Annotated in this window: 11 protein-coding genes; 5 read left to right on the top strand and 6 right to left on the bottom strand. The window is 62.3% G+C overall.

The genetic code is table 11. The features are described from left to right. Window positions 1-106: 106 nt before the first annotated feature. Entirely contained in the window at window positions 107-1,153 is a 1,047-nt protein-coding gene (locus tag ACZZ0Q_RS12265) for a LacI family DNA-binding transcriptional regulator (protein ID WP_463542133.1), read from the bottom strand. A gap of 281 nt (window positions 1,154-1,434) precedes the next feature. Here ACZZ0Q_RS12265 and ACZZ0Q_RS12260 point away from each other — a divergent pair, with 281 nt between their 5' ends. The 4 genes from ACZZ0Q_RS12260 to ACZZ0Q_RS12245 all read left to right on the top strand — a co-directional run bounded on the left by ACZZ0Q_RS12260 (window position 1,435) and on the right by ACZZ0Q_RS12245 (window position 7,252). Beyond that, on the top strand, window positions 1,435-3,660 hold the full coding sequence (locus ACZZ0Q_RS12260; RefSeq protein WP_463542134.1) for a TonB-dependent receptor: 2,226 nt from the start codon (window positions 1,435-1,437) through the stop codon (window positions 3,658-3,660). Between the two features lie 195 nt (window positions 3,661-3,855). Then, a complete protein-coding gene (locus ACZZ0Q_RS12255) occupies window positions 3,856-5,187 on the top strand; it encodes an LLM class flavin-dependent oxidoreductase (RefSeq protein ID WP_463542135.1) in 1,332 nt (443 codons plus the stop codon). Window positions 5,188-5,280: 93 nt separating this feature from the next. Then, window positions 5,281-6,321 carry an L-glyceraldehyde 3-phosphate reductase gene (mgrA, locus tag ACZZ0Q_RS12250; RefSeq protein WP_463542136.1) on the top strand — a complete coding sequence of 347 codons (1,041 nt, stop codon included), beginning with the start codon at window positions 5,281-5,283 and terminating at the stop codon, window positions 6,319-6,321. Window position 6,322: 1 nt separating this feature from the next. Continuing rightward, on the top strand, window positions 6,323-7,252 hold the full coding sequence (locus ACZZ0Q_RS12245) for an aliphatic sulfonate ABC transporter substrate-binding protein (RefSeq protein WP_463542137.1): 930 nt from the start codon (window positions 6,323-6,325) through the stop codon (window positions 7,250-7,252). A 21-nt stretch (window positions 7,253-7,273) separates the two neighbouring features. Here the strand turns inward: ACZZ0Q_RS12245 and ACZZ0Q_RS12240 are convergent, their stop codons facing one another. The 3 genes from ACZZ0Q_RS12240 to ACZZ0Q_RS12230 all read right to left on the bottom strand — a co-directional run bounded on the left by ACZZ0Q_RS12240 (window position 7,274) and on the right by ACZZ0Q_RS12230 (window position 12,446). Next, window positions 7,274-8,632, bottom strand: a complete 1,359-nt coding sequence (locus tag ACZZ0Q_RS12240) for an HlyD family type I secretion periplasmic adaptor subunit (protein ID WP_463560616.1) — start codon at window positions 8,630-8,632, stop codon at window positions 7,274-7,276. A 30-nt stretch (window positions 8,633-8,662) separates the two neighbouring features. Next, window positions 8,663-10,813 (bottom strand): type I secretion system permease/ATPase, encoded by a 2,151-nt coding sequence (locus ACZZ0Q_RS12235; protein WP_206000625.1) that lies wholly within the window; start codon window positions 10,811-10,813, stop codon window positions 8,663-8,665. 265 nt (window positions 10,814-11,078) lie between these two features. Then, window positions 11,079-12,446, bottom strand: a complete 1,368-nt coding sequence (locus ACZZ0Q_RS12230; RefSeq protein WP_463542138.1) for a TolC family outer membrane protein — start codon at window positions 12,444-12,446, stop codon at window positions 11,079-11,081. A gap of 458 nt (window positions 12,447-12,904) precedes the next feature. Here ACZZ0Q_RS12230 and ACZZ0Q_RS12225 point away from each other — a divergent pair, with 458 nt between their 5' ends. Further along, on the top strand, window positions 12,905-24,076 hold the full coding sequence (locus ACZZ0Q_RS12225) for a retention module-containing protein (RefSeq protein WP_463542139.1): 11,172 nt from the start codon (window positions 12,905-12,907) through the stop codon (window positions 24,074-24,076). A gap of 117 nt (window positions 24,077-24,193) precedes the next feature. Here ACZZ0Q_RS12225 and ACZZ0Q_RS12220 read toward each other — a convergent pair whose 3' ends face one another. Both ACZZ0Q_RS12220 and ACZZ0Q_RS12215 read right to left on the bottom strand, forming a co-directional pair. Next, window positions 24,194-24,463: a hypothetical protein gene (locus tag ACZZ0Q_RS12220; RefSeq protein ID WP_463542140.1), complete on the bottom strand. Its 270-nt coding sequence runs from the start codon at window positions 24,461-24,463 to the stop codon at window positions 24,194-24,196. A 535-nt stretch (window positions 24,464-24,998) separates the two neighbouring features. Next, on the bottom strand, window positions 24,999-26,585 hold the full coding sequence (locus ACZZ0Q_RS12215) for an ABC-F family ATPase (RefSeq protein WP_463542141.1): 1,587 nt from the start codon (window positions 26,583-26,585) through the stop codon (window positions 24,999-25,001). Window positions 26,586-26,771: the final 186 nt, after the last annotated feature.

The following is a 26,771-nucleotide window of genomic DNA, read 5'->3' as shown; positions in this document are numbered from 1 at the left end:
CCAATCGGGGGGCTGCGGTTAGCTTGAGGCGGCGGTCCGACGATTCGGGATCCAGGCTAGACGCACCAACGGCGGTCCCGAATCAGCATCAACAAGGCCGCGCATTTTAAGCGCTTTCCCGCTCCACCAGTTCACATTCCAGCAAATTCAGTTGCTGCAACGGCTCATCCCCCTCGATCACCCCCAGCGCCTGCAACACCCGCCGCGCTGCCACTTCGCCAATTTGTCGGGCGGGCGGTTTGATGGTGGTCAGGCTTGGCAGCAGCATTTCGGCAAAGGCGTAATCGCCAAAGCCCACCACGGCGCAGTCTTGGGGAATGCGTAAACCCGCGCGCTGCCCGGCGAGCAGGCCGCCGGCGGCGACGTTGTCGTTAGCAAAGATGATGGCGTCGGGGCGCGGTGTGCGGTTCATCAGCGCGTCCATCGCCTGCTTGCCGCCCTCGAACGGCGTGGCGTCGCTGCTGGGCACGAACACCCAGGGTTCGCGGCCGGCTTCGCGCAGGGTGTGCGCGTAACCGTCGCGACGCTCCAGCGCGCTGAAGTCGCCGGCCGCGCTGTTCTGCACGAAGGCGATGCGTTGGTAGCCCTTGTCGAGCAAATAGCGCGCGGCGCGTACGCCCACGTCGTGGTGCAAAAAGCCGACCTGCATGGGGCTGCGCTCGGGCTGGTAATCCCAGATTTCCACCACCGGAATATCCGCCTCGGCGAGCATTTTGTCAGTGCCCGGCGAGTGGAAATGGCTGGTCACCACCAAGGCCGCAGGCGACCAACCGAGAAACGCCCGCACGGCGTTTTCTTCCTGGTCTTCCGAAAAATAACTAGAAGCCAGCAGCAGCTGATAACCGTGCGCCGCCAGGGTGTCGCTAAAGCCTTGAATGGTGTTGGCAAAGATCGGCCCGGAGATGTTCGGCACCACCATGCCGACGATGCGCCCGCGCGCCGAAGCCAGGCCGCCCGCGACCAGATTGGGCACGTAACCCAGCTCGGCCACCACGGTCTGAATGCGCTCGCGCAGCTCCGGCGATACCTGTTCCGGCTGGTTGAAGTATCGCGACACGGTAATGGCCGAAACACCCACCTGCTTGGCCACGGTGCTTAACGTCACACGCCCGGCGCCACGGCGTTTGCGGGTCTTTTCTTTGTCGCTGCTCACAGTAAAAGCCGATCCTGGGCGAGGAGAGTGGCGGCCACCTTACTGCATTTGGTAGCGCTAACAAAAGATCCGCACTAAATCACTTTATGGAATATAAAAGTAATTTATTAGTATTTGACGGTCTATAAATCTTCCGCTGATACTGGCGATGTTAGCGCTAACAAGCGCCGCGCTGTCGCCACGCACTGCCACTCGTACGAGCGAGACCAGACACCGACAGCGCTCCACAGAGCCCACCGCAGCAGTGGGCCACGTCTGGGTCTTAAAAGGGGCAGTCCACCATGAACACCGCACCATCCGCTTTTCCACGCCGCAGCCCGTTGGCCGTGGCCGTTTTGCTCGCCGCGCTGGGCCAGTACAGCGTTGCCGCCGAGCCGTCTGAGCAAAGCGAAAGCGCCGAGCAAGCGCCCACCCTGAGCACCGTTACGGTCACCGCCACCCGCCGCGAAGAGTCGCTGCAAAAGGTGCCGGTCGCGGTGTCGGTGGTCGATGGCGAACAGCTTGAGCGCGACAACCGCAACAACGTGTCGAGCATCGTGCAACAGGTGCCCACGCTCAACTACCGCAGCGGCGCCTCGAACAAAGACACCTCGTTGTTTATCCGTGGCGTGGGCACCATCACCACCTCGCCGGGCATTGAGCCGACCGTGGCGACTGTGATCGATGGCGTGGTGCTCGGCCGCCCTGGCCAGTCAACGTTGGACTTGCTCGACCTGGAACGCATCGAAGTGCTGCGCGGCCCGCAGGGCACGCTGTTTGGCAAAAATGCGTCGGCCGGCGTGCTGAACATCGTCAGCAAAGCAGCGCCGGAAGAAACCCACGGCTACGTCGACTACTCGCACTTCGGCGGCGGCAACGAAAACCGCCTGCGCTTTGGTATTGGCGGGCGCCTGACCGACACCGTGAAAGGCTCGCTCACCACCTTGCTGGGCAAGTACGACGGCAACGTCGAGAACGAATACAACGGCCATGACGTCAACGGCTACGACCGCAAAGGCGCGCGCGGCAAGCTGGAAATCGAGCCGAACGACGACGTAAAAGTCACCCTGATCGCCGACTACACCGATGGCAAAGACACCATTCCCAACGGCGTCATCACCCAAGCCAGTCCCGTGTTTGGCACCGCTCTGGGCAGCAGCGTTAGCCCCAGCGATGACAACCGCCGCATCAACAGCGACTTCAACACCCGCGTCTACGACCGCAACCAGGGTTTGTCTGGCCAAGTGGACTGGAGCCTCGGCGATTACACGCTCACCTCCATCACCGCCTGGCGCGGCTGGAACAACACCCAGTACCAGGACGGCGACCGCCTGGCGCAAGTCGCGGTCGGCTTCCCGCAATCCCACGACAAAGGTCAGCTCGACTACGACCAATACTCACAAGAACTTCGCCTGGCCTCGCCCAAGGGCGAGTTCAACGAATACGTGCTCGGCGCCTTTTACATGCACGGCAAAAGTGAAGAGACCTACCAGCGCGCCGTCACGCCGGTCAGCTTCGTCACCCAACGCGGCCGCGCCGACTACGAAGCCACCAACGACAGCTACGCGGTATTTGGTGAAAACACCTTCAACTTCACCGACGACTTTCGCGGCATTCTCGGCCTGCGCTGGACCCACGATGACCTGGAATACAAACACCAGCGCGTATCGACCGCCGCGGCCACTGGCATTCAGCCGAGCTACGCCAGCAACGGCTCGGTGGACGAAGACGGCTTCACCGGTCGCGCCGGGTTCCAGTACGACATCAACGACAATCTGACCAGCTACATCACCTACTCGCGCGGCTACAAAGGCCCGGCCTACAACGTGTTCTTCAACATGCAGCCGCGTGACACCGAAGCGTTGAAACCGGAAACCTCCAACTCCTGGGAAGTGGGCCTGAAAAGCACCGCCTTCAACAACCGTCTGAACGCCAACCTGGCCGCGTTCCACACCGAGTACGACAACTACCAGGCCAACTTCTACGACGTGGTGGCCGGCGCCGTGGTAACCCGGCTGATCAACGCCGGCAGCGTGAAAACCGAAGGCGTGGAGCTGGATGTGAGCTTGCAAGCCACCAGCCAACTGAAATTCTCCGGCGCCGTGGCCTACACCAAAGCGCGCGTCGACGAATTTAGCTGCCCGGTCGGCGCCGCCGCCTCGTGCGACATCAACGGCAAACCGCTGCCCTACAGCCCGGACTGGAAAACCTACGTACGCGGCGACTACACCATCGCGCTGGACAACGGCCTGGATATCGAACTGAGCACCGACTACGCCTGGCAAGACCACGTGCAATACAGCCTCGACCAGAACGCCAACACCATCCAGGGCGCCTACGGCATCTGGAACGCCAGCGTTGCCTTGGCCGACTACAACGACGGCTGGCGCGTGGCGGTGCTGGGTAAAAATTTGGCGGACAAGAGTTATTCGAACGGGCTGGCGTATAGCGGCGCTAACTACGTGTACCGCTCCGTGCCGAGGGATGATGAGCGGTATTTTGGGGTTGAGGTGCGCAAAGACTTCTGAGGTTCGAGCCTGACCATTACGTTGAACAAACCCACCGTCATCCTCGCGCACGCGGGGATCCAGAATCTTGTGACGAGCACCGTCCGCCGGACAATTCTGGATCCCGAATCGTCGGACCGCCGCCTGCGCGAGGATGACGGATGTTTTGACTGAAAATGTCGTCCACAACAAACACCCAGCGGGAAACCCACACCCATGACCACCCCCACCCGCCAACTCAGCCTTGGCGCTTTCTTGATGGCCGGCGGGCACCACATCGCCGCCTGGCGCCACCCCGACGTGCAGGCCAATCCGCTGGATTTCTCCAGCTACAAACGCACCGCACAAATCGCCGAAGCAGCCTGTTTCGATGCGGTGTTTGTGGCCGACAGCGTGGCCGCCAGCACCGACGACATTGCCAGCCACACCTCACGGTCTGTGTACTTCGAGCCGCTGACGTTGCTGGCCGCGCTTAGTGCGGTGACCGAGCGTATCGGGCTGATCAGCACGGTCACCACCAGCTACAACGAGCCGTATCACGTGGCACGTAAATTCGCCTCGCTGGATCACTTGTCGGGCGGCCGCTCAGGCTGGAACCTGGTCACTTCCGATGCCGCCGCCGAGGCCTTCAATTTCGGCCGCGATGCGCATATTCCCCACGCCGAGCGCTACGCCCGCGCCCGCGAATTTCATCAGGTGGTCACCGGCTTGTGGGACAGCTGGGCCGACGATGCCATTGTGCAGAACAAACAAACCGGCCAGTTCTACGACCCGGCCAAGCTGCACGTGCTTAACCACAGCGGCGAGCACTTCAGTGTGCGCGGTCCGCTTAACGTCGCCCGCTCGCCGCAAGGTCGGCCGGTAATCGTGCAGGCCGGTTCTTCGGAAACCGGTCGCGCCCTGGCGGCGGAAACGGCGGAAGTGGTGTTCACCGCGCAAACTTCGTTGGCCAAGGCCCAGGCGTTTTATGCCGATGTAAAAGAGCGCATGGCCGCCTTTGGCCGCGAGCCCGACGCGCTGAAAATCATGCCCGGCGTGTTTGTCGTGGTCGGCCAGAGCCGTGACGAAGCGCAGGAGAAATTCGAGCAGTTTCAGGAGTTGGTCGAGCCACAAGTGGGCGTCGCCTTGCTGGGACGCATGTTGGGCAATTTTGATTTGTCGGGTTATCCGCTGGACGGCCCGCTGCCCGAGTTGCCGCTCACCGAAAACGGTCAGCAGAGCCGGCAGAAATTGCTCACCGAACTGGCCGGCGCCGAGAACCTGAGCCTGGCGCAACTGGGCCGGCGTATTGCCGGTGGAAGAGGGCATTACAGCCTGATCGGCACCGGCAGCGACATCGCCGATGAGTTGCAGGCCTGGTTCGAAGGCGGCGCGGCGGATGGCTTCAACGTGTTGGTGCCGCACTTGCCGGCCGGGCTGGAAGACGTCGCCCACTTTGTTGTGCCCGAGCTGCAACGCCGAGGCTTGTTTCGCACTCAGTATCAGGGCAGCACGCTGCGTGAGCACCTGGGCCTGACTCGGCCGGTGAATCAGTTTTTCAGCCAATGACATCAAAAGATCGAGGCTGAAGCCTCTCCTACAGTGAACGCATTTCTGTGGGAGAGGCTTTAGCCTCGATTCCTGAAACCAAGAGACGACCCCATGACCTACCTCGCCAACCCTGACCGCTATCAATCCATGCCCTACCGCCGCGTCGGCCGCAGCGGCCTGGTGTTGCCGGCGCTGTCCCTCGGCCTGTGGCATAACTTCGGCGATGCCACGCCCATTTCCACCCAGCGCGCGTTGCTGCGCACGGCGTTCGATCTGGGCATCAATCACTTCGACCTGGCCAACAACTACGGCCCGCCCTACGGCAGCGCCGAAACCAATTTCGGTCGCCTGCTCAAGGAAGATTTCGCCGCGCACCGCGACGAGCTGATCATTTCCACCAAGGCCGGCTGGGACATGTGGCCCGGCCCTTACGGCCAAGGCGGCAGCTCGCGCAAGTACCTGATTTCCAGCCTCGACCAAAGCCTGCGGCGCTTGGGCCTGGATTACGTCGACATCTTCTATTCGCACCGCTTCGATCCGCACACGCCGCTGGAAGAAACCGCCGGCGCGCTGGCGAGCATCGTCGAGCAGGGCAAGGCGTTGTACATCGGCATCTCGTCGTACTCGGCGGGCAAAACCCGCGAGATTACTGCCTTGCTGCGCGAGCGCCAGGTGCCGCTGCTGATTCACCAACCGGCGTACAACCTGCTTAACCGCTGGATCGAAAAAGACCTGCTGGAAGCCACCGACGAGGTGGGCGCGGGCGTCATCGTGTTCACCGCGCTGGCCCAAGGGTTGCTCAGCGACAAATACCTCAATGGCGTGCCGCAAGATTCGCGCGTTAACCGGCCGGGCGGCGCCTCGCTGCGTCCCGAGCATTTGTCCGAAGCCAACATCGAACGCGCCCGTGCGATCAATGAAATCGCCAAGCGCCGTGGCCAAAGCCTGGCGCAACTGGCCCTGGCCTGGACCTTGCGCGACCCACGCGTGACTTCGGCCCTAATCGGCGCCAGTCATCCTGAGCAGATCGTGGAAAACGTCGCGGCGCTGAACAACCTGGCCTTTAGCGCCGAGGAGCTGGCCGAGATCGACCGCTACGCCGTTGAAGGCGGAATCAACCTCTGGGAAAAACCTTCTACCGATTGGGAATGACATGCGCCGTTTAAACCGTTTTGCCGCGCTGTGGCTGCTCGCCGCGTGCACGCAGTTGGCGTGGGCCGATCCGGCCACGCTGCGCATCGGCTATCAGAAGGGCTCGGCGAGTCTGGTGTTGGCCAAAGAGCACAAGCTGCTGGAGCAGCGCTTTGCCAACACGCAGATCAAATGGATTGAATTTCCGGCCGGGCCGCAGATGCTCGAAGCGTTGAATATCGGCGCGCTGGACGTCGGTTCCACCGGCGATATTCCGCCGCTGTTCGCCCAGGCGGCCGGCGCCGATTTGCTCTATATCGCCGCCGAACCGGCCAAGCCGCAAGCCGAAGTGATTGTGGTCGGCAATGCCAGCCCGATTCACAGCGTGGCCGAGTTAAAGGGCAAAAAGGTCGCCTTTCAAAAAGGCTCCAGCTCGCACAATTTGCTGCTGCGGGCACTGAACAAAGCCGGCCTGGCATTTAGCGATATTCAGCCGGTGTACCTGTCGCCTGCCGACGCCCGCGCGGCGTTCGAGCAGGGCAGCGTCGACGCCTGGGTGATTTGGGATCCGTACTATTCAGCGCTCGAACTGGAAGGTAAGGCGCGCCTGCTAGCCAATGGCGAAGGGTTGGGCCTCATTGGGCCATTCTTCCTGGCGGCGCGGCCTTATACCGAGGCGAACCCGAAGTTTATTCCGGCGTTGCTGGATGAACTGGGCAAGGCCGAAGCGCTGACCCGCACCGACAAGGACGCGAGCATTGCGCTTCTTGCCTCGTTTATGGGCCTGGCGCCTGCGGTAATCGAACGCACCTTCAGCCATCGTCCGCCGTCGCCACCGATTGCGGTCAGCGCCGAGATTGTGCAGGCACAGCAAGCCACGGCCGATCTGTTTCTGGCCAATCGGTTGCTGCCGAAAAAACTCGATATTGAAGCGGCGGTGTGGCGGCCGTAACCGCCAGGCGAGCGGGGCGCCTTAGCGCTCGCGCATCGCTTCGGAACGGGCTTTGAGCACCGGTTTAAGCAGGTAATCCAGCACGCTTTTATGCCCGGTGATAATGCCGACGTTGGCCACCATGCCGGGAATGATCAGCAGCGGATGCTCGTCGGTGCCCAGGTGGTTTTTGTCGGTGCGCACCTGGATCAGGTAGAAGCTGTTGCCCTTGTCGTCGGTCACGGTGTCGGCGCTGATCAGTTCCAGCTTGGCCTTCAGGCCGCCGTAAATCGTGTAGTCGTAGGCGGTGAATTTCACCATGGCGCTTTGGCCGGGGTGCAGGAAGGCGACGTCTTGCGGGCGCACCCGCGCTTCGATCAGCAGGTTGTCTTCCAGCGGCACAATTTCCAGCATGTCGCTGCCGGGCTGCACCACGCCGCCGATGGTGTTGATCTTCAGCGTCTTGATAATGCCGTGCACCGGCGAGGTCACGGTGGTGCGACTCACGCGGTCGTCGATGGCGACGCTGGTGGCGGTGATTTTTTGCAGTTCGGTGCGCTTTTCGTTGAGCTCTTTCGAGGCGTCGGAACGGAACGCCAGGTCGGATTCCTGCATCTTGCTTTTGATTTCATCGATGGCCGCCTCGGCGCGTGGAATGGCCAGCGAGGTGGAGTTCAACGAGCCACGAATTTCCACGGCGCTGCGGCGCAAGCGCAGAATTTCCACTGGCGAAATCGCGCCGGTGCCCACTAGCGGCTCCGACATGTTCAGCTCTTGTTGCAGCAAGCCGAGGCTGGAGCGGTATTGCTCAACCTTGGAGCGAAACTCGGCCAGCTCCTGGGTTTTTTGCCGCAGTTGTTCGTTGAGGGTGCGCTGCTCGCTTTCCAGGTGTTTTTTCCGCGAGCTGTACAGCGCCAGTTCGTCGGCGGCCAGTTGCGGCGCTTTTTCCAGAACGTCGGCAGACAGCTGCATGGGCCGGCCTTCGGCTTCGGCAGACAAGCGTTCCACCCGCGCTACCAACGCCATGCGGTCGGCTTCGGTTTCGCCACGGTTGGATAAAAACCGCGTGTCATCCAGGCGCATGAGCTTGTCGCCCTTGTTCACCATCTGGCCTTCGCGCACGAAAATTTCGGTGACGATGCCGCCCTCCAGGTTCTGGATCACCTGCACTTTGCTTGAGGGAATGGCTTTGCCCTCGCCGGTGGTCACTTCATCGAGCACGGCAAAGTGCGCCCAACCGAGAGCAGTGAGCAGCAGGGCGCAGGTCACCCACAAGGTGATGCGCGACAGCCAGGGCGAATCTTCGCGCACCACGCCGTCCACTTCCGGCATGAACTCGGTGTCCTGCTTTTTCTGCCGCAGGCTTGAAAAGTACCCGCGTGGCGGTTGGCTCAGGTCCATGTTTTTTCCGTTAACACTCATCAGTTGACGTCATACCGAGGCCTGGCCGATGCGGCCTTTGCGCAGGGCGTCGATAACCGCGTCTTTCGGCCCGTCGGCCATCACTTGGCCGTTGTCGAGCACCACCAGGCGGTCGACCAGGCTGAGCATCGAGGTGCGGTGGGTAATCAGCAGCACGGTTTTGCCTTGAATCCAGGGTTGCAGCTTGGCTTTGAGGGCTTCTTCGCTGGCGTTGTCCATGGCGCTGGTGGGCTCGTCGAGCACCAGAATCGGCGGGTCCAGCAGCAACGCGCGGGCGAGCAGTACCGCCTGGCGCTGGCCACCGGAGAGCAACTGGCCGCGTTCACCCACCGGGCGCTCGAAGCCTTGCGGATGCTGACGAGCGAGTTCGCTGACGCCGGTCATTTCCGCCACTTCGAGCATGCGTGCATCGCTCACGTAACGGGCGCCGAGGGTGAGGTTGTCGCGCAGGCTGCCCGAGAGCAGCGGCAGGTCGTGGGCGACGTAGCCGATCTGGTGGCGTAGGTCGGCGACATCGAGTTGGCGCAGGTCGAGACCGTCGAGCAGCAGTTGGCCTTCTTCGGGTGTGTAGAAACCCATGATCAAGCGCGCCAGGGTGCTTTTGCCTGAGCCGCTGCGACCGATGATGCCGATGCGCTCGCCCGGCTGCATGTGCAGGCTGGCACCGACCAGCGCCGGGCCGCTGGCGTTGGGGTAGGTAAAGCTGACCTTGTGCATGTCCAGCGCGCCCTTGAGTTGGGTGCGCTCCAGCGGCCGCTGTTTGGCTTGGCGCTCTTGCGGCATGGACATCATGGCGTCGGTGCTACGCATGGTGATTTGCGCTTGTTGGTAGCGCGTAATCAGCCCGGCGATCTGCCCCAGCGGCGCCATTACCCGGCTGCCGAGCATGTACGAGGCCACCAGGGCGCCGACGCTGAGGTTGCCGTCGATAATCAGGTACACGCCGGCAATGATCGTCGCCATGCCGGAGAACTGCTGCAGGAACAGCGTGCCGTTGGTGGCCAGCGCCGAAAGATTGCGCGCATGGGCATCGAGGCGGGTCATGGCGCCGTGGGTGGTTTCCCATTTGTGCTGACGCTCGCTTTCGGCGCTGCACGCTTTCAGGGTTTCCAGGCCGCTGAGGGTTTCGATCAGCAAGGCCTGACGCTCGGCGCCCAGGGCCAGGCTTTTCTGCACGGTGTCACGCAGGCGCGATTGAATGATCAGGGCGAAAATAATCGTGATGGGAAAGGCCAGCAGGGGAATCACCACAATCCAGCCGCCGAGCAACCCGATCACCACAATCATCAGCAGGGCGAAGGGCAGGTCGATAATGCTGGTCAGGGTCACGGCGGTGAGGAATTCGCGCAGGCCCTGGAAGTCGTGAATGCTCTGGGCGAAACCGCCGACGCTGGCCGGTCGGGCGATCATCGACATACCGGTGATGCGCTCGAACAACGTGGCCGAGAGCACCACGTCGGTTTTCTTGCCGGCGACATCCAGCAGGTGCGAACGCAGCACCCGCAGCAGCAACTCGAACATTGTGCCCAGCAGCAAACCGATGGACAGCACCCACAAGGTCGAGATGGCCTGGTTAGGCACCACGCGGTCGTAGGTTTGCATCACAAACAGCGGCACCATCATGCCCAGCAGGTTGATCAACAGACTGGCGAGAATGGCGTCGGCATATAGCCAGCGCGAGAGTTTCAGGGTGTCGCGAAACCAGGCTTCCACACGCGGCACCAGCGGTGTGCGCAGGTCTTCCAGCTCATGGCGCGGCCGGGCAAACAGTGCCTGGCCGGCATACTCGGCTTGCAGCAGTTCGCGGCTTACCCATTGCTCGCCGCCTTCGGCCTCGCTGGGCAAAATCAGCGCCTGACCATCGGCACGCCACTCACGCAGCACGGCGCAGCGGCCGCCCTTGAGCACTAACAGCACGGGCAGGTTCAAGGCGGAAATGGCATTCAGCTCACGGCGCAGCAAACGGCCTTGCAAGCCGGCACGGGCTGCAGCGCGAGGTAATAAATCTGGGCTCAAGCGTTGTTCGGGCATCGGCAACCCGGCACTCAAACTGCCACGGCTGGCCGAACAGTTGTGCAGGTTGCACAAGATCAACAACCCATCGAGCAGCGGGTCATCGTGGTCTAAACGCGGGTCGCCGGACGGGCCGGTCCGTTCCATGGTGGTCAACGTCACTACTCCTCATCCAGACCTGGTGAACTCGACTGACTGCTGTCTGATCGCACTGTGCCACTGTGGTTCAGACAAATTACTCAGCGAGTTCAACCGAGGGCTGATACAGCCGGAACCGGCGCCACCCCGGCACTGTTGTAGGAGCAGCTGGGCGGCATTCCGATTAGCCGCGATGCTCTGGATTCGACGATCAAGGGCATCGCGGCTGAAGCCGCTCCTATAAGGGCGGGGTGGGGCGGCTGGCCGCCGTCGTTTATTTCATCGACGGCAGTTGCGCGGTGCTTTTCACTTCGTTGAGCGCGGTCGCTTCGGCGGGGAGCACGGTGCCTTGTTTGCGCAGCAGCTCGCCCATGGCCGATTGCAGGCGGTACATCGAGAATTCCTCGGTGTAGCGCACTTCCACGTAACGACGGTTGGCGGTGAACAGTTCGTTCTCGCTGTCGAGCAAGTCGAGCAGGGTGCGTTGGCCCAGGCCGAATTGGTCTTGGTAGGCCATGCGCACACGCTTGGTGTAGTCGGCGTAGTCACGGGCCAGCGGCGTTTGCAGGCGGGCGTTGCGCAGGGCGTTCCAGGCCAGGGTCACGTTCTCGTTGATCTGACGCAGGGCGTTGTTGCGGATGTCCATCGCCTGGTTGATCTGGTAGGCGGTGGATTGCAGGTTGGCCTTGTCGCGGCCGCCGTTGAGCAGGTTGTAGGTCATCACCACGCCCGCACGCCAGTTGTTGTCGTGGCCTTCGTCGCCGGCGGTGTTGTTGTTGGCGTTGGCCGCCAACTCGGCGTCGAAACGGGGGTAGAAGGGCGACTTGGCCACTTCGTATTGTTTCTCGGCGGCGATCACGTCGGCTTGGGCCGATTTCAGCATGGGGTTGTTATCCACCACGCGCTGGCGCGCTTCGTTCACGTCTTCGGGAATCTGGCCTTTGATCGATGCCGGAATTTCCAGCTCATCGGCCGGACGGCCAACGGCACTGAAGAAATTGGCTTCGGCGTCCTGCAGGTTTACTTCCTCGGTGTAGAGGTTGTTGGCTGCCAGGGCCAAACGGGCGGACGACTGATCGGAGTCGGCGTTGCTGCCCACACCGCGCTCACTGCGCAGGTTGATCTGGTCGCCCATGCGTTGGTGCGCCTGCAAGTTATTGCGGGCCAGGTCGACCATCTCGCGGCGTTTCAGCACTTCGAGGTAAAGCTGCACGGTGCGCAGCGCTAGGTCTTCACCGGTGCCCTGAATGTAATAAGACCGGGAATTGACCACCGCTTCGGTGCGAGCGATTTCGTTCGGCGTGTTGAAACCATCGAACAGCATTTGCCGCAGACGCAGCTGCGAGGTGCCGTAATCGAGCTGTTCCTTGTTATGGCTATTCAGGCCGTTGCCCCGCGCGCGCGTGGTGGGGTTGTCGGTTTCTTCGCGGCCGTAACCGGCGATGGCATCGACGACCGGGTAGTAACCCCCTTGCGCGACACCGACTTGCTCCTTGCTCGCGCGGCGGTCGTTGATGCTGGCTTGCAGCTCGGGGTGAGTATCGATAGTGCTCTGGATGGCTTGGGACAGGGTCATGGCCTGCGCCTGTGCGCAGACCACAGCCAACAGCACGCTAGTCCATAGCGGGTTTATTGCAGGCATGGGTACTTCTCCATAGGTGTGAACGTTGTGTTGGTATGCCAATAAATTGGCTTATGCGCCTACTAGACCGTTTCAGGCTTGTAACATTCCAGCTAAGAACAACTTTAGAAGAACCTAAGAAATTTTTGGAACAAACCTTATGAATATTTATTCTTATGCAGTATGTGAAAACGAGCACATTGTTTTTGCCTGCACGTCACGTTTACCGGGGTCTTTGACGCTGGCGAGACTTGCAAATCACGGTCAATTGCGGTTTCGAGCGTCTGGAACGGGGAGAAACACTGCGGTAGTTTGAGCAGCGCTAGGGCGGTAGTTTTTTGACGTCATGGCTTTTTGATGCAAATCATCGTTGCCTAACTTTCGGCGGGTTTTTCGTATTCCTCAGGTTTTGAAAGGCTGTTGGCCCTTTTGAAAATGCGTGTCGACGGGTCGTTGGCAGCAGTAGTGAGGAAGGAATCATGGCTACGTTGATTGGTGTCGTCAGTAAAGTAATCGGCGAGGTCTTTGCGGTAGCGAGCGACGGATCGCGACGCGCGCTGACTGAAGGCGACCGCGTGTACGCGGGCGAGCAACTGGACACCGGCGCTCAAGGCGCCGTTGCCGTGGCACTGGCCAACGGCGGTGAACTGACCCTGGGCCGCGACAGCAGCCTGAACCTGGATACCGCGCTGCTCAACGGCGGCAGCGGTAACGAGGTGATCGTTCAAGACCCCGCTGCACCGGCCACGCCCAGCCAGGACGACCTGACTGACGTTGAGCAACTGCAAGCGGCCATCGAAGCGGGCCAAGACCCGACCCAACAAGGTGAAGCCACTGCTGCCGGCCCAGGTGCTGGCGCAGGCGGTCCCGGTGGTGCCGGTGGCGGCCGTTCCTTTGTGCTGCTGACTGAAGTCGGCGGCGCGGTTGCCCCGAACATTGGTTTCCCCACCGAAGGCCTGGTGCGCGGCCCCGAGTTTCCCGATCCCGATCCGGCCGCCCGTAACCTGCCTGAACCTGCAACCCCGGACGGCGACCCCGACGCCGGCACCGTGGCCATTTCCCTCGACGAAGACAGCGACCTGCCCGGCAGCCTCGAAGGCAGCCCGTATGGCGACGACCAGCCCGGCGTGCCGGCTTTGCTGAGCGGCAACCTGGGGTACAACTTCGGGCCGGACGGTCCGGGTGCGTTTTCCTGGAACGCGGTGGACTTGTCCAACCTCAGCTCCCACGGCCAACCGCTGGTAGCCGTGATCAGCGCCGATGGCCTGACCTTGGTGGCGCACCAGGGCAGCGTTGATGGTCCCGTGGTGTTTACCGCCACCAACACCAATCCGCTGACCGGCGCCTTCGATTTCAACCTCGAGCTGCCGCTGGATCATCCGGTGGCCGGCGCCGAAGACACGCTGAATCTCAACCTCGATTACACCATCACCGATGGCAACGGCACGCCGAGCACTGGCACCCTGGCCGTTAACGTCAACGACGACAGCCCGGAACTGGTGAGCTTTGAAGGGGAAGGCGAGGGCAACGGCGACGGTCCAGGCCTGCAACTGTTCCCCCACGTGGGCGGCACCGTGCATGAAGATGCCCTGACCCAACCCGGCGCCACCGATGGCCCCACCTTGTTGGCCTTGCCCACGCTGCCCTTGAATGCCCCGTACGAAGGCAACAACGAAGACGGCGACCCGCAGGGTTCCGATAGCAACCCCGCGCAAACCGTGAACGTCAGCGTTGAATCCGGCCCTGGTTCGCTCACCAGCCTGGTGAACTTCGGCGCCGATGGCATTGGCAGCTTTGGCCTGGTCGGCACCGCCGCCGCTACTGCCGTGCTCGATGCCCAAGGCCTGACCTCCGGTGGCGTGGCCCTGACCTATTCGGTGGACGTGTCGGCCGACGGCAGCTTCACCACACTCACCGCCAGCGGCCCTGGCTACGACGTGTTTACCCTGCAAGTCGGCGCCGATGGCAGTTTCAGTTTCACCCTGCAAGGCCCGCTGGACCACGCGCTCGCCAATGGCGATGACGGCGAACTGTTCGGCAATGGCGACGCCCTGGGCATCGACTTCACCCGCCTGCTCACCGCCACCGATTTCGACGGCGACCCGGTGCAAGGCTTCGGCACGGCCAACGGCCTGTTCACCATCGACGTTGAAGACGATGTGCCGACCATTGGCACCGTGGGCACCGAAGCCCAGTTGCAAGTGGACGAAAGCGACCTGGGCGTCAACGCCTCGGCCAACTTCAGCGATGCCTTCAATGTGCAGGCCGGCGGTGATGGCCTGCAAAGCGTGAATTACCAGCTGACCGTGAGCGACCCGGCCAGCGGCCTGGTGGACACCGCCAGCGGCGAAAACGTAGTGCTCAGCGTAAATGCCGGCGTGGTCGAAGGCCGCACCGAAGGCAGCAACGAACTGGTGTTTACCGTGAGCGTAGGCGCTGACGGCACCGTGACCCTCGACCAGATTCGCCCGGTGGTGCACGACGACGCCAGCAACCCCGACGATGTCGATGTGCTCGGCAGCGGCCACATCAACCTGGTGGCCACCGCCACTGACGGCGATGGCGACACCGCCACCGGCAGCCTCGATCTGGGCAACGCCATCAGCTTCCGCGATGACGGCCCGAGCATCACCCCCGGCACCCTGGCCGGCATCGCCCTGGTGGTGGATGAAACCGTGCTTTCGGTGGATGCCAGCGCTGATTTCAGCGGAGCGTTTACCCCGGTGTTTGGCGCCGATGGCGCCGGCAGCGTCAGCTATCAACTAAACGTTAGCGCTCCCGGCGCCGACAGTGGCCTGGTGGACACCGCCAGCGGCGACGCCATCGTGTTGTTTAAAGAAGGCGACATGCTGGTTGGCCGCGTCGGCGATGCCGGCGGCCCGATCTCCTTTACCGTCACCGTGAATGCCGCGACCGGCGTGGTCACCCTCGACCAACAACGCGCCATCGTGCACGACCCGGACACCGGCCCGAATCAAACCACCGGCTTGCTCAACGACAATCTGGTGCAACTGACCGCCACCGTCATCGACAAAGACGGCGACAGCGCCACCGCCAACTTGAACATCGGCGGCACCCTGAGCTTTGCCGACGATGCGCCCATCATCGACCCGGGCACCGGCTTGCCGCCTGCGCTGGTGGTGGATGAAACAAACCTGAACGTGGACGCCAGCGCCGACTTCAGCGGCGCCTTTACGCCGCTGTTCGGTGCTGATGGCGCGGGTAATGTGGCGTATGCCTTGAACGTCAGCGCACCGGGTGCCGACACCGGCCTGGTTGATACCGCCAGTGGCGACGCCATTGTGCTGTTCAAAGAAGGCGACCTGCTGGTTGGCCGCGTCGGCGATGCGGGCGGCCCGATCTCCTTCACCGTTTCGGTGAATGCGGCCACCGGCGTGGTCACGCTCGACCAACAATTGGCCATCGCCCACCTGCCCAACACCGGGCCGGACCAGGCCAGCGATTCGCTGTTGGGCAACCTGATTCAACTGACCGGCACCATCACTGACGGCGACGGCGACACCACGTCGGCCACCGTGAATATCGGCGGCGCCCTCAGCTTCGAAGACGATGCACCGACCGTCTCGCCCACCACGGCCACCGCCACGCTGGACGACGAAGGCCTGCTCGGCGGCATCAACGGCGGCCCCGGCGACGTGGCCGGCGCGGCCACCACCACCAGCGGCACACTGAATTTCACGGCCGGAGCCGACGGCCTGCAAAGCATTGCGCTGACCGGCCCTAGCAGCCTGGGCACTGAGGCTGTGACCTCGGTGTGGGATGCCAGCACCAACACGCTGACCATCAGTTCGGCCCGTGGCGAACTGGTGCGCGTTGAGCTCACCAACCCGAGCACCGGCGCTTACACCGTGAGCCTGCTGCAACCGTTGATGCACCCAACAGCCGGCACCGAAGACACCCTGCAACTGAACGTCGGCTACACCGTGACCGACCGCGACAGTGACCAAGCCAGCGGCAACCTCACGGTCAACATCAACGACGACAGCCCAACCATTCAGGCCGCCGATCTGGGCGGCAGCTCGTTTGTGACCTTCAGCGGCAGCAACGCCGGCTACGCCAACAGCTACGGCTACTACACCAAGGGTCCGGATGGCTCGCCGGTGGATGGCAAAATCATTTGGGCCAACGTGCACGACCAGGCGCCCGGCGACACCGCCGACATCAGCGGTCTGGACCCAAGCACCACCGGCTTCTTCATCATTCCCAACGGCTTCAACACCAATGGCGGCCTGGTAGACGGCACCGCCGTGACCTTCAGCCAAGTGGGCGGCAAGTGGGTGGCCTCGGTCGGCGGCACGCCGCTGGTGGGCTCCGACGGCGCCAACGTGCTGTTCAACGACGCCTCGCTGAACCCTGGCGGCTCGCACCTGCAAGACACCGGCAACGCCGGCAACCAGAACTGGGAAGACCTCACCAACGCCTCCGACTACGACTACGACGACGTCGCCACCAACGTGACCTGGGGCTCGTCATTGCAGTTGCAAGTGGATGAAAGCGACCTGGGCACCAACGCCAGCGCCAACTTCAGTGGCACCTTCAACGTGCAGGCCGGTGCCGATGGCATCGCCAGCCAGAGCTACAACCTGGGCGTTACTAATGCCAACTCCGGCTTGGTGGATACCGCCACCGGCGAAAACGTGATGCTCAGCGTCAACGCCAGCGGCGTGATCGAAGGGCGCACCAGCGGCACAAACGACTTGGTGTTTACCGTCAGCGTGAACGCCGGCGGCACCGTTACCCTCGACCAGATTCGCGCCATCGTGCACCCCACCGGTGACGCTGACGAAGCGGCGTACCTGGGCGCCGGGCACATCAGCCTTGGCTCCACGGTTGTCGATGGCGATGGCGACAGCGCCACCGCCACCGTTGACCTCGGCCAGGTGATCAGCTTCCGCGACGACGGCCCAAGCGTGGGCACCAACGGCACCGTGCTGCTTGACGATGACGCCTTGGCCAATGGCAACGCCGGGGGCGTCAACGATGACGCCGATTCCTCCAACACCAGCGGCACCTTGGCGCACAACTACGGCGCCGACGGCGCGGGCTCGATTCAGTGGCTCACCAGCGGCGCACCGGCCGGCTTCAGCTACGAAACCTCGGGCAGCAACTTGCTGGTCAAACAGGGCGGCACCACGGTGATGACCGTGTCGCTGAACAGCAGCACCGGCGAATACAACGTGGTGCAAAACGCGGCCATCGACCACGCCAATGCTGACAACGAAAACAACCAGGCCTTCACCTTCAACTACCAAGTCACCGACAAAGACGGCGACAAGGCCAACGGCACCCTGCAACTGAACGTCGACGATGACACTCCCATCGCCAAAAACGACGTGGCCCAGGTGCAAGTGGCGCAAGGCCAAAGCTTCAACACCATGTTCGTGCTGGACTTCAGCGGCAGCATCGACAACAGCGAACTGAACACCATGCTCACCGCGGTGAAGGCCGCAGCGCAGGCGTTGTTCAACGGCACCACCGGCGATGTGCACGCGCAGATCGTTGCGTTCTCTGGCGATGCCACCTCGTACCTGCCGGTGGACAACTACGCCGACTTCGCGGCGAGAATCGACAGCCTGAACTCCAACCTGCCTGGCGGCGCGCGGCCTTACAGCGGCTCGACCGACTTCAGCGACGCGGTGCAGGAAGTGGTCAATTCCTTTACCCCGATTGCCGGCGCCAGCAACCAGGTGTTCTTTATCAGCGACGGCAACCCGAACGAGTCCACCGGCCCTGGCGGCGAGGCACTGAGCCCCGCAGCGGCGGCGCAGTGGAACAACTTCGTGAGCACCAACCACATCAACGTCACCACCATCGGTATCGGTGATGGCATTGCCACCGGCCCGCTGCAACAAGTGGATGTCGACGGCAACGGTGTACCGATTCTGGTCGACGGCTTCGGCTCGCTGATCGATACCCTGGTTGGCCAAGTGACCGGCGGCTTCGTTAACGGCAACGTGCTCAACGGCAGCGATGGCGCCGTGGGCGGCGGCGATGACGACAGCTTCGGCGCAGACGGCGCCGGGCGTATTCAGTCCATCGAAGTCAACGGCGTGACCTACACCTGGGACGGTGCCAACACCATCGACCCAAGCAGCGGCGCCAACATCGTCGGCAACCAACTGAACAACATCGCCACGGGGCAGGGCGGCACGCTGTCGTTCAACTTCAGCACCGGTGCCTGGAGCTACACCGCGCCCAACACCATTGCTGGCGACAAGGTGGAAAACTTCACTTACACCATCATTGATCACGACGGTGACCCCTCCAGCGCCAGCCTCACCGTGTACGTCGAAGATGCCTCGCCGATTGTGGCGCGCGTCGATGAGGACGAACTGGCCGGCGGCATCACCGACAACGACGCCACCACCACCATCGCCACCGGCAGCGTCGCCGACCTGAGCGCGGCCGGTAGCGGTGCGCAGTTCAGCCTGAGCAGCAACACCAGCGGCCTGGCCTCGGCCACCTCCCATGGTGTGGCGTTGGTATACAGCGTGGCCGGCGACACCCTCACGGCCACAGCCGGTGCCGGCGGGCCACAAGTGTTTACCTTGCAGGTGGCCGGCAACGGCGATTACACCTTCACCCTGAAAGCACCGCTGGACCATGCCGCAGGCAGCGGCGACGACTCGCTGGTAACGCTCAACTTCGCCAGCCTGTTGCAGGCCACCAACGGCGTGAATGCGCTGCCGTTGGCCGGTGATTTCCTGGTGCAGATCGAAAACGACATTCCCACCATTGCCGCTGGCAATGCGGCAGCTGGTTCGCTGCAAGTGGATGAGACCAACCTGGCGGTGAACGCCAGCCAAAGCTTCGCCGGCGCCTTCACCGGCCAGTTCGGCGCCGATGGCGCGGGCAGCACCACCTATGGCCTGAACGTCAGCAGCGCCGGGGTCAACAGCGGCCTGAAAGACAGCGCCACCGGCAACGACATCCAGCTGTACAAAATCGGCAACGACGTAGTCGGCAAGTACGGCGGCGCGGGCGGCACCACGGTGTTTACCGTGAAAGTGGATGCCAGCGGCGTGGTCACCCTTGACCAGGTTCGCGCTATCGCCCACACGCCCGACAGCGGCCCCGATCAGGCCGCCACCCTCAGCGCCGGCAACCTGGTGCAGTTGGTGGCGACCATTATCGACCACGACGGCGACAGCAGCAGCGCCACCCTGAACCTGGGCAATGCCATCAGCTTCAAAGATGACGGCCCCACCGTCAGCACCAACGCCCCGGTGTTGTTGGACGACGACGCCTTGCCCAACGGCAACGCCAGCGGCATTGGCGACGACGCCGATTCGGTAAACAGCAGCGGCACCCTCGCGCACAGCTTTGGCGCCGATGGCGCGGGCTCGATTCAATGGCTGACCAGCGGCGCGCCGTTTGGCTTCAGCTACGAAACCTCGGGTACCTCGCTGCTGGTTAAACAGGGCGCCACCACCGTACTCACCGTCACGCTCAACAGCGCCACCGGTGCCTACAACGTGGTGCAAAACGCCGTTATCAACCACACGCCGGGCGAGGCCGAAAACAACCAACCGTTCAACCTCAGCTACCAAGTCACCGACAAAGACGGCGACAAAGCCACCGGCTCGCTGAGCGTTAACGTCGATGACGACACGCCGCTGGCCAAAGGCGACATCGCGTATGTGCAGGAGGCCCAGGGTCAGAACTTCAATTCAGTGTTCGTGCTCGACTTCAGCGGCAGCATCGACAACAGCGAACTGAACACCATGCTCACCGCGGTGAAAACCGCTGCCCAGGCGCTGTTCAGCGGCACCAGTGGCGACGTGAAAGCGCAGATCGTGGCGTTCTCCGGCGATGCCACGGCGTACCCGACGTTCGATAACTACGCCGACTTCGCGGCGAAAATCGACAGCCTCAACTCGCAGATCGGTGGCGCTCGGCCTTACAGCGGCTCCACGGACTTCAGCGACGCGGTCACCAAGGTCATCAGTTCGTACACCCCGATTGCCGGCTACAGCAATCAGGTGTTCTTCATCAGTGACGGCAACCCCAACGAATCCACCGGCCCTGGCGGCGCGTCGCTGACCACCACGGTGGCCTCGCAGTGGACCAACTTCGTCACCAGCAACCACATCAACGTCAACACCATCGGCGTAGGCGACGGCATCGACACCGTACACCTGCAACAAGTGGACGTGGACGGCAGCGGCTCGCCCGTTCTGGTCGGCAATTTCGCCGGCCTGGTAGACACGCTTGTGGCGCAAGTGACCGGCGGGCTGGTTAACGGCAACGTGCTGCTGGGCAACAACGGCGCGGTCGGCGGCGGCGATGACGACAGCTATGGCGCCGATGGCGGCGGCCATATTCAGTCGATTCAAATCAACGGCATCACCTATGCGTGGGACGGTGCCAACACCATCGACCCAAGCAGCGGCCCCAACATCGCTGGCAATTCGCTGAGCAATATCGTCACGGCTGAGGGCGGCAAACTGTCGTTCAACTTCAGTACCGGCGCCTACACCTACACGGCGCCGACCACGGTTACCGGCGACAAGGTGGAAAGCTTCCAATACACCATTGTTGACCATGACGGCGACCCATCCTCGGCCACGCTCACGGTCTACGTCGAAGACGCAGCGCCCGTGGTGGGCCGCGTGGAAGAAGACGAACTGCCTGGCGGCGTGTCCGATGGCGATGCCTTCGGCACTGTGGCCACCGGCAATGTCGGCGATCTGGTATTCGGTCCTGGCACCGCGCAGTTCAGCCTGAGCAGCAACACCAGCGGCCTGGCTTCGGCCACCTCGCACGGCGTGGCGCTGGTGTACAGCGTGGTCGGCAACACCCTGACCGCCACCGCAGGCGCCGCTGGCCCGCAGGTGTTCACCCTGCAAGTACAAACCGATGGCAGCTACACCTTTACCCTCAAAGGCCCGCTGGATCACCCGCTGGCCAATGGCGACGACACCGAAGCGCTGAGCCTGAACTTCGCCAGCATTCTTAAAGCCGTTGATGGCAGCAACAACCCGATGACCCTGGCCGGCGGCTTCCTCGTGCAGATTGAAGACGACGTGCCCACCGTCGCCCTCAGCGGCGCGCAAACGCCGACGCTGCAAGTGGACGACAGTAACCTCGCCGCGAACGCCACCGGCAACTTCGCCAACGCGTTTACCGTCAACCATGGCGGCGACGGCGCCGGCAGCACCACCTACAGCCTCAACGTCAGCTCGGCCGGCGTGGCCAGCGGGCTGAAAGATGCGGCCAGCGGCAGCGACATCCTGCTTTATAAAGAAGGCAACGCGATTGTCGGCAAAGTCGGCGGCGCGGGCGGGGCGACGTCGTTCACCCTCACCGTAAACGCCAGCACCGGCCAGGTCAGCCTTGATCAAGCCCTGGCGCTGCAACATTCGCCAGACACCGGACCGAACCAATCGACCACCTTGAGCGCCGCCAATCTGGTGCAACTGGTGGCAACCGTGACCGACCACGACGGCGACAGCGCCAGCACGGCGCTGAACCTGGGCAACTCGCTGAGCTTCCTCGACGACGCGCCAACCGCCGCCAACATCGTGCAAAACGGTCAGGCCAGCACGGCGCTGAATACCAACCTGATGATCGTGCTCGACATCTCCGGCAGCATGGACAACGCCGCCGGCGTCGGCAGCATGAGTCGTCTGGACGTGGCGAAGAACTCGCTGCTGGAATTGTTCGAACAATACGATGCGCTGGGCGATGTGAAAGTCAGCGTGGTGTCGTTCTCCACCAACGCCACCACCGAAGAAGTGTGGGTGAGCATCGCCGACGCCAAGGCCGCGATTCTGGCCCTGCAACCGGCCGACTCGACCAACTTCGACGCGGCGCTGATTGCCGCCATTAACGCTTACGGCCAGCCCGGCAAGATCGCGGCCGGCAATGTGCAGAACGTGGCGTACTTCCTCTCCGACGGCGAACCCAACGTGCCCAACGGCGATGCCGGCATCTCCAACGCCGCAGGCAGCGCCAGCGGTTGGCCAACCCCGTACTCCAACGGCGGCGTGTCCGAAGAGCAAGCGTGGGTCAACTTCCTCAACGCCAACAACGTGCGCTCGTATGCCTTGGGCATGGGCACCGGCAGCAGCGTGGGCGGCCTGGACCCCATCGCCTACAACGGCGTCACCCACAGCAACACCGGCGGCCAGGTGGTGAGCAACCTCAACAACCTCACCTCGGTACTGGTGAGCACGGCGCAGGCCTCACCGCTCTCGGGCAACCTCACCAGCGGCGGCAGCTTTGGCGCTGACGGTGGCTATGTGCGGGCGCTGACCGTTGACGGCAAAACCTTCACCTACGACAAAGCCGCCAACAGCGTCACGGCCACTGGCGGCGCGCCGTTCAGCTACAGCTCGGGCATTCTCACGCTGGGCCTGGCCTCGGGCGGCAGCCTGGCCGTGAACGTTAACAGCGGCGCGTACACCTTCTCGCCGCCGAGCGTGATCAGCACAGCCATTGCCGCGAGCATCGTCTTCACCCTGATCGACCTGGACGGCGACACCGCCAGCGCCGCGCTGAACATCGCCATCGATGCCGGCCAGGCACCGATGGTGGTACGCGACGACTTGGTACTCAGCAACGCCGCCGCTCAGAGCGGCGACGACCAGATCAGCATCCCCACCTGGGCACTGCTGGCCAACGACACCGGCCCAAGCCACAACCTGCTATCGATTATCGCGGCCGGTAATGCCGTGGACGGCAGCGTGAACCACACCGCTGGGGCGCAAGTATTCGGCGAAGAAAACGCCACTGCGCGCGATGGCGGCAGCTTCACCTACACCGCCTCGATTGATGGCCATGCCGCGCTGGATACGGCGGTGGTCACGGTTGATCGTGCTCAGTCTGGCGAAGCTACCCTCGACGGCACCTTCCGCAACGAAGTGCTGCTGGGCCGCGAAACGGCAGACACCCTCAACGGTAATGACGGTGACGACATCCTGTTGGGCCTGGGCGGCAATGACACCCTGAACGGCGGCGAGGGCAACGACATTCTCGTCGGCGGCCTCGGCAACGACGCGCTTAATGGTGGCAACGGCGTAGACACCGTCAGCTACCACGACGCCACCGGCAGCGTGACCGCCATTCTTACCGCAACGGCTGGCTCGTCCTCCGGCGCGGCGGGTGCCGACACCTTCAGCAATATCGAAAACCTGATCGGCTCCGACTACGCCGACACCCTGACCGGGAACCTCAACAGCAACTACATCCACGGCGGTGCCGGCAACGACATCATCAATGGCGCAGCAGGCGATGACGTGCTTGTCGGCGGGCTGGGCAACGACTCGCTGACGGGCGGAACCGGCAACGACACCTTCGTATGGGAGAAAGGCGGCCTCGGTGGCACCGACACCATCAACGACTTCCACGTTGACCTGAGCGGCAACAGCTCCGACGTGCTCGACCTGTCGCAACTGCTCTCGGGCGTGGCGCAGGCCGGCAACGCGCTGGACGATTACCTGAGCTTCAACTTCGGCGGCGGCAATACCACCATCGGTATTTCCACCACCGCTGGCGGGCCGGCTCAGCAATCGGTGGTATTGAGCGGCGTGGATCTTTCCAGCGGCGCTTACTACGGCAGCACCGATGCGGCGACGGTCATCAACGGCATGATCAGCGACCACGCCCTGAAAACCGACACCGTCTAACCCGTTGTTCCTGACTTGGGCCCGCTTCGGCGGGCCTTTTTTTGCTCACGGTTTACGTCCCCCGAAAACGACTACGGGCAGCTCGAAGGCTGCCCGTAGGGGGTGTTGCATGGAGCCTTAAGCGGTCATCTGCCAAGGCTCAAGGTCGTAACCTTGTTTGTTCAACTCATCGCGTGACTGCTTCAGCAAACGCTCGAGTTGGGTTGGATCGGTAAACGCGCTGCTGGCCACTTGAGTACGGCCGAGCAGGCGGGTGTTGGTGCGGTCGATGACAGAAAAATTCAACTCACCGGTGCCATCTTGCGGCGCCCAGGCAACACATTGAAAAGGCTGAAAAGCGCGGTGAGCAATCAACAAAGCTTCGTTAACACGGAGCGGGGTAGTCATGGGGTCGTTTCTCCGATGGGTCCCAACAGTAAGCGGCCGCTGGAGCGAGTCTTCGCTACTGGGGCCTTCAGGAGTGTTGATGGCGGGAGCTGACCCTTGAGTCACAATAAGGTCGCTGAAATGATGAAAAAGGTCGCAAATTTGAAGTTGTCGTGTGGTAGGCGGGGGGGGTACGCCGTTTTTGGGGCTGGAGAACGGAAAACCTCCAGCTCGCACCGTCATTCCCGCGCAGGCGGGAATCCAGAGTTTTGGAGGTGACGCAAAATATCGGCCGACTGGAAATTCTGGATTCCGAATCGTCGGACCGCCGCCTGCGCGAGGATGACGGAAGTTCGTAGCGGGAAAATGGATAACGCCCAGCCCGCACCGTCATCCTCGCGCACGCGGGGATCCAGTGTTTCGGATGTGACGGAACAAAGTCGACCGACTCTCAATTCTGGATCCAGAATCCCAAGCCCCGCACCCATCGAAAACGCAACAACCCCCCACAAAAAAGCCCGCCATAAAGACGGGCTCTTCCCACACAACAGCAGTCTTAAATCACTACACCCTGACTACGCAGGTAATCGTCATAAGTGCCGCTAAAATCCACCACCCCGCTGGCCGACAACTCAATAATCCGCGTCGCCAACGACGACACAAACTCCCGGTCGTGGCTCACGAAAATCAGCGTACCCGGATAGTTCTCCAGCGCCAGGTTCAGCGCTTCGATGGATTCCATGTCCAAGTGGTTGGTCGGTTCGTCCATCACCAACACGTTCGGCTTTTGCAAGATCAGCTTGCCGAACAACATACGGCCTTGCTCACCCCCGGAAATGACCTTCACCGACTTCAAAATCTCGTCGTTGGAAAACAGCATGCGGCCCAAGGTTCCACGAATCATCTGCTCGCCCTGGGTCCACTGGCCCATCCAGTCGAACAGGCTCACGTCGTCTTCAAAATCGTGGGCATGGTCCTGGGCGTAGTAGCCAAGCTCGGCGCTGTCGGTCCATTTCACGTTGCCGGAATCCGGCGTCAGCTCGCCCACCAACGTGCGCAGCAGGGTGGTTTTGCCGATACCGTTCGGGCCAATGATCGCTACGCGCTCGCCGGCTTCAACCTGGAAGCTGAAGTTCTTGAACAGCGGCTTGCCGTCGAAACCTTTGGCCATGTTCTCGACCATCACCGCATTGCGGTGCAGCTTCTTGGTTTGCTCGAAACGAATAAACGGGCTCACACGGCTGGACGGCTTGACCTCGGCCAACTGAATTTTATCGATCTGCTTGGCACGCGACGTCGCCTGCTTGGCTTTCGAGGCGTTGGCCGAGAAGCGGCTGACGAAGCTTTGCAGCTCGTTAATCTGCGCCTTCTTCTTAGCGTTATCGGCCAGCAACTGCTCGCGCGACTGCGTGGCAGCCGTCATGTACTCGTCGTAGTTGCCCGGGAACAGACGCAGCTCGCCGTAATCCAGGTCAGCCATGTGCGTGCACACGCTGTTCAGGAAGTGACGGTCGTGGGAAATGATGATCATGGTGCTGTTACGCGCCGTGAGAATGTTTTCCAGCCAGCGGATGGTGTTGATATCCAGGTGGTTGGTTGGCTCGTCGAGCAGCAACACTTCCGGATCGGAAAACAGCGCCTGCGCCAGCAACACCCGCAGCTTCCAGCCTGGCGCCACTTCAGTCATCGGGCCGAAATGCTGCTCCAACGGAATGCCCAGCCCCAGCAACAACTCACCAGCACGGGATTCGGCCGTGTAGCCGTCCATTTCCGCGAACTCGGTTTCCAGCTCGGCCACAGCCATACCGTCTTCTTCGCTCATCTCCGGCAGCGAATAAATGCGATCGCGCTCGGCCTTAACCTTCCACAATTCCTCGTGGCCCATGATCACGGTGTCGATCACCGTGAACTGCTCGTACGCGAACTGATCCTGACGCAGCTTACCCAAGCGCACATTCGGCTCCAGCATCACCTGGCCGCCGGACGGCTCCAGATCGCCACCGAGTATCTTCATGAAGGTCGACTTGCCACAGCCGTTCGCACCAATCAGGCCGTACCGGTTGCCGTTGCCGAATTTCACGGAAACGTTTTCGAACAGCGGCTTGGCGCCGAACTGCATGGTGATGTTAGCGGTGGAAATCAAAGGGCTTACCTATCAATAACGTAATGGTGTCAGGAGTTGCCTGATACCGATTGGAGACCGATATTCAGCGTTTCCTGTCCGCTCCAGGCGGAGCGTAAATGGGTCCGGCGGGCATGAAATCAACGCAGCGTGTGCCCAATCGGGCGGCGCTGGCGGGCGTTTGATGCGGGGTTCATGCCAAACAGG

This window comes from Pseudomonas sp. AC070 (assembly GCF_979258635.1).
This window is presented reverse-complemented; position numbering and strand designations above follow the sequence as displayed.

What these genes read in the sequence shown, in the direction of transcription:
- ACZZ0Q_RS12260 (WP_463542134.1), top strand. Translation starts at nt 1,435, where the DNA reads ATGAACACCGCACCATCCGCTTTTCCACGCCGCAGCCCGTTGGCCGTG.
- ACZZ0Q_RS12255 (WP_463542135.1), top strand. Translation starts at nt 3,856, where the DNA reads ATGACCACCCCCACCCGCCAACTCAGCCTTGGCGCTTTCTTGATGGCC.
- mgrA (WP_463542136.1), top strand. Translation starts at nt 5,281, where the DNA reads ATGACCTACCTCGCCAACCCTGACCGCTATCAATCCATGCCCTACCGC.
- ACZZ0Q_RS12245 (WP_463542137.1), top strand. Translation starts at nt 6,323, where the DNA reads ATGCGCCGTTTAAACCGTTTTGCCGCGCTGTGGCTGCTCGCCGCGTGC.
- ACZZ0Q_RS12240 (WP_463560616.1), bottom strand. Translation starts at nt 8,632, where the DNA reads ATGGACCTGAGCCAACCGCCACGCGGGTACTTTTCAAGCCTGCGGCAG.
- ACZZ0Q_RS12235 (WP_206000625.1), bottom strand. Translation starts at nt 10,813, where the DNA reads ATGGAACGGACCGGCCCGTCCGGCGACCCGCGTTTAGACCACGATGAC.
- ACZZ0Q_RS12230 (WP_463542138.1), bottom strand. Translation starts at nt 12,446, where the DNA reads ATGCCTGCAATAAACCCGCTATGGACTAGCGTGCTGTTGGCTGTGGTC.
- ACZZ0Q_RS12225 (WP_463542139.1), top strand. Translation starts at nt 12,905, where the DNA reads ATGGCTACGTTGATTGGTGTCGTCAGTAAAGTAATCGGCGAGGTCTTT.
- ACZZ0Q_RS12220 (WP_463542140.1), bottom strand. Translation starts at nt 24,463, where the DNA reads ATGACTACCCCGCTCCGTGTTAACGAAGCTTTGTTGATTGCTCACCGC.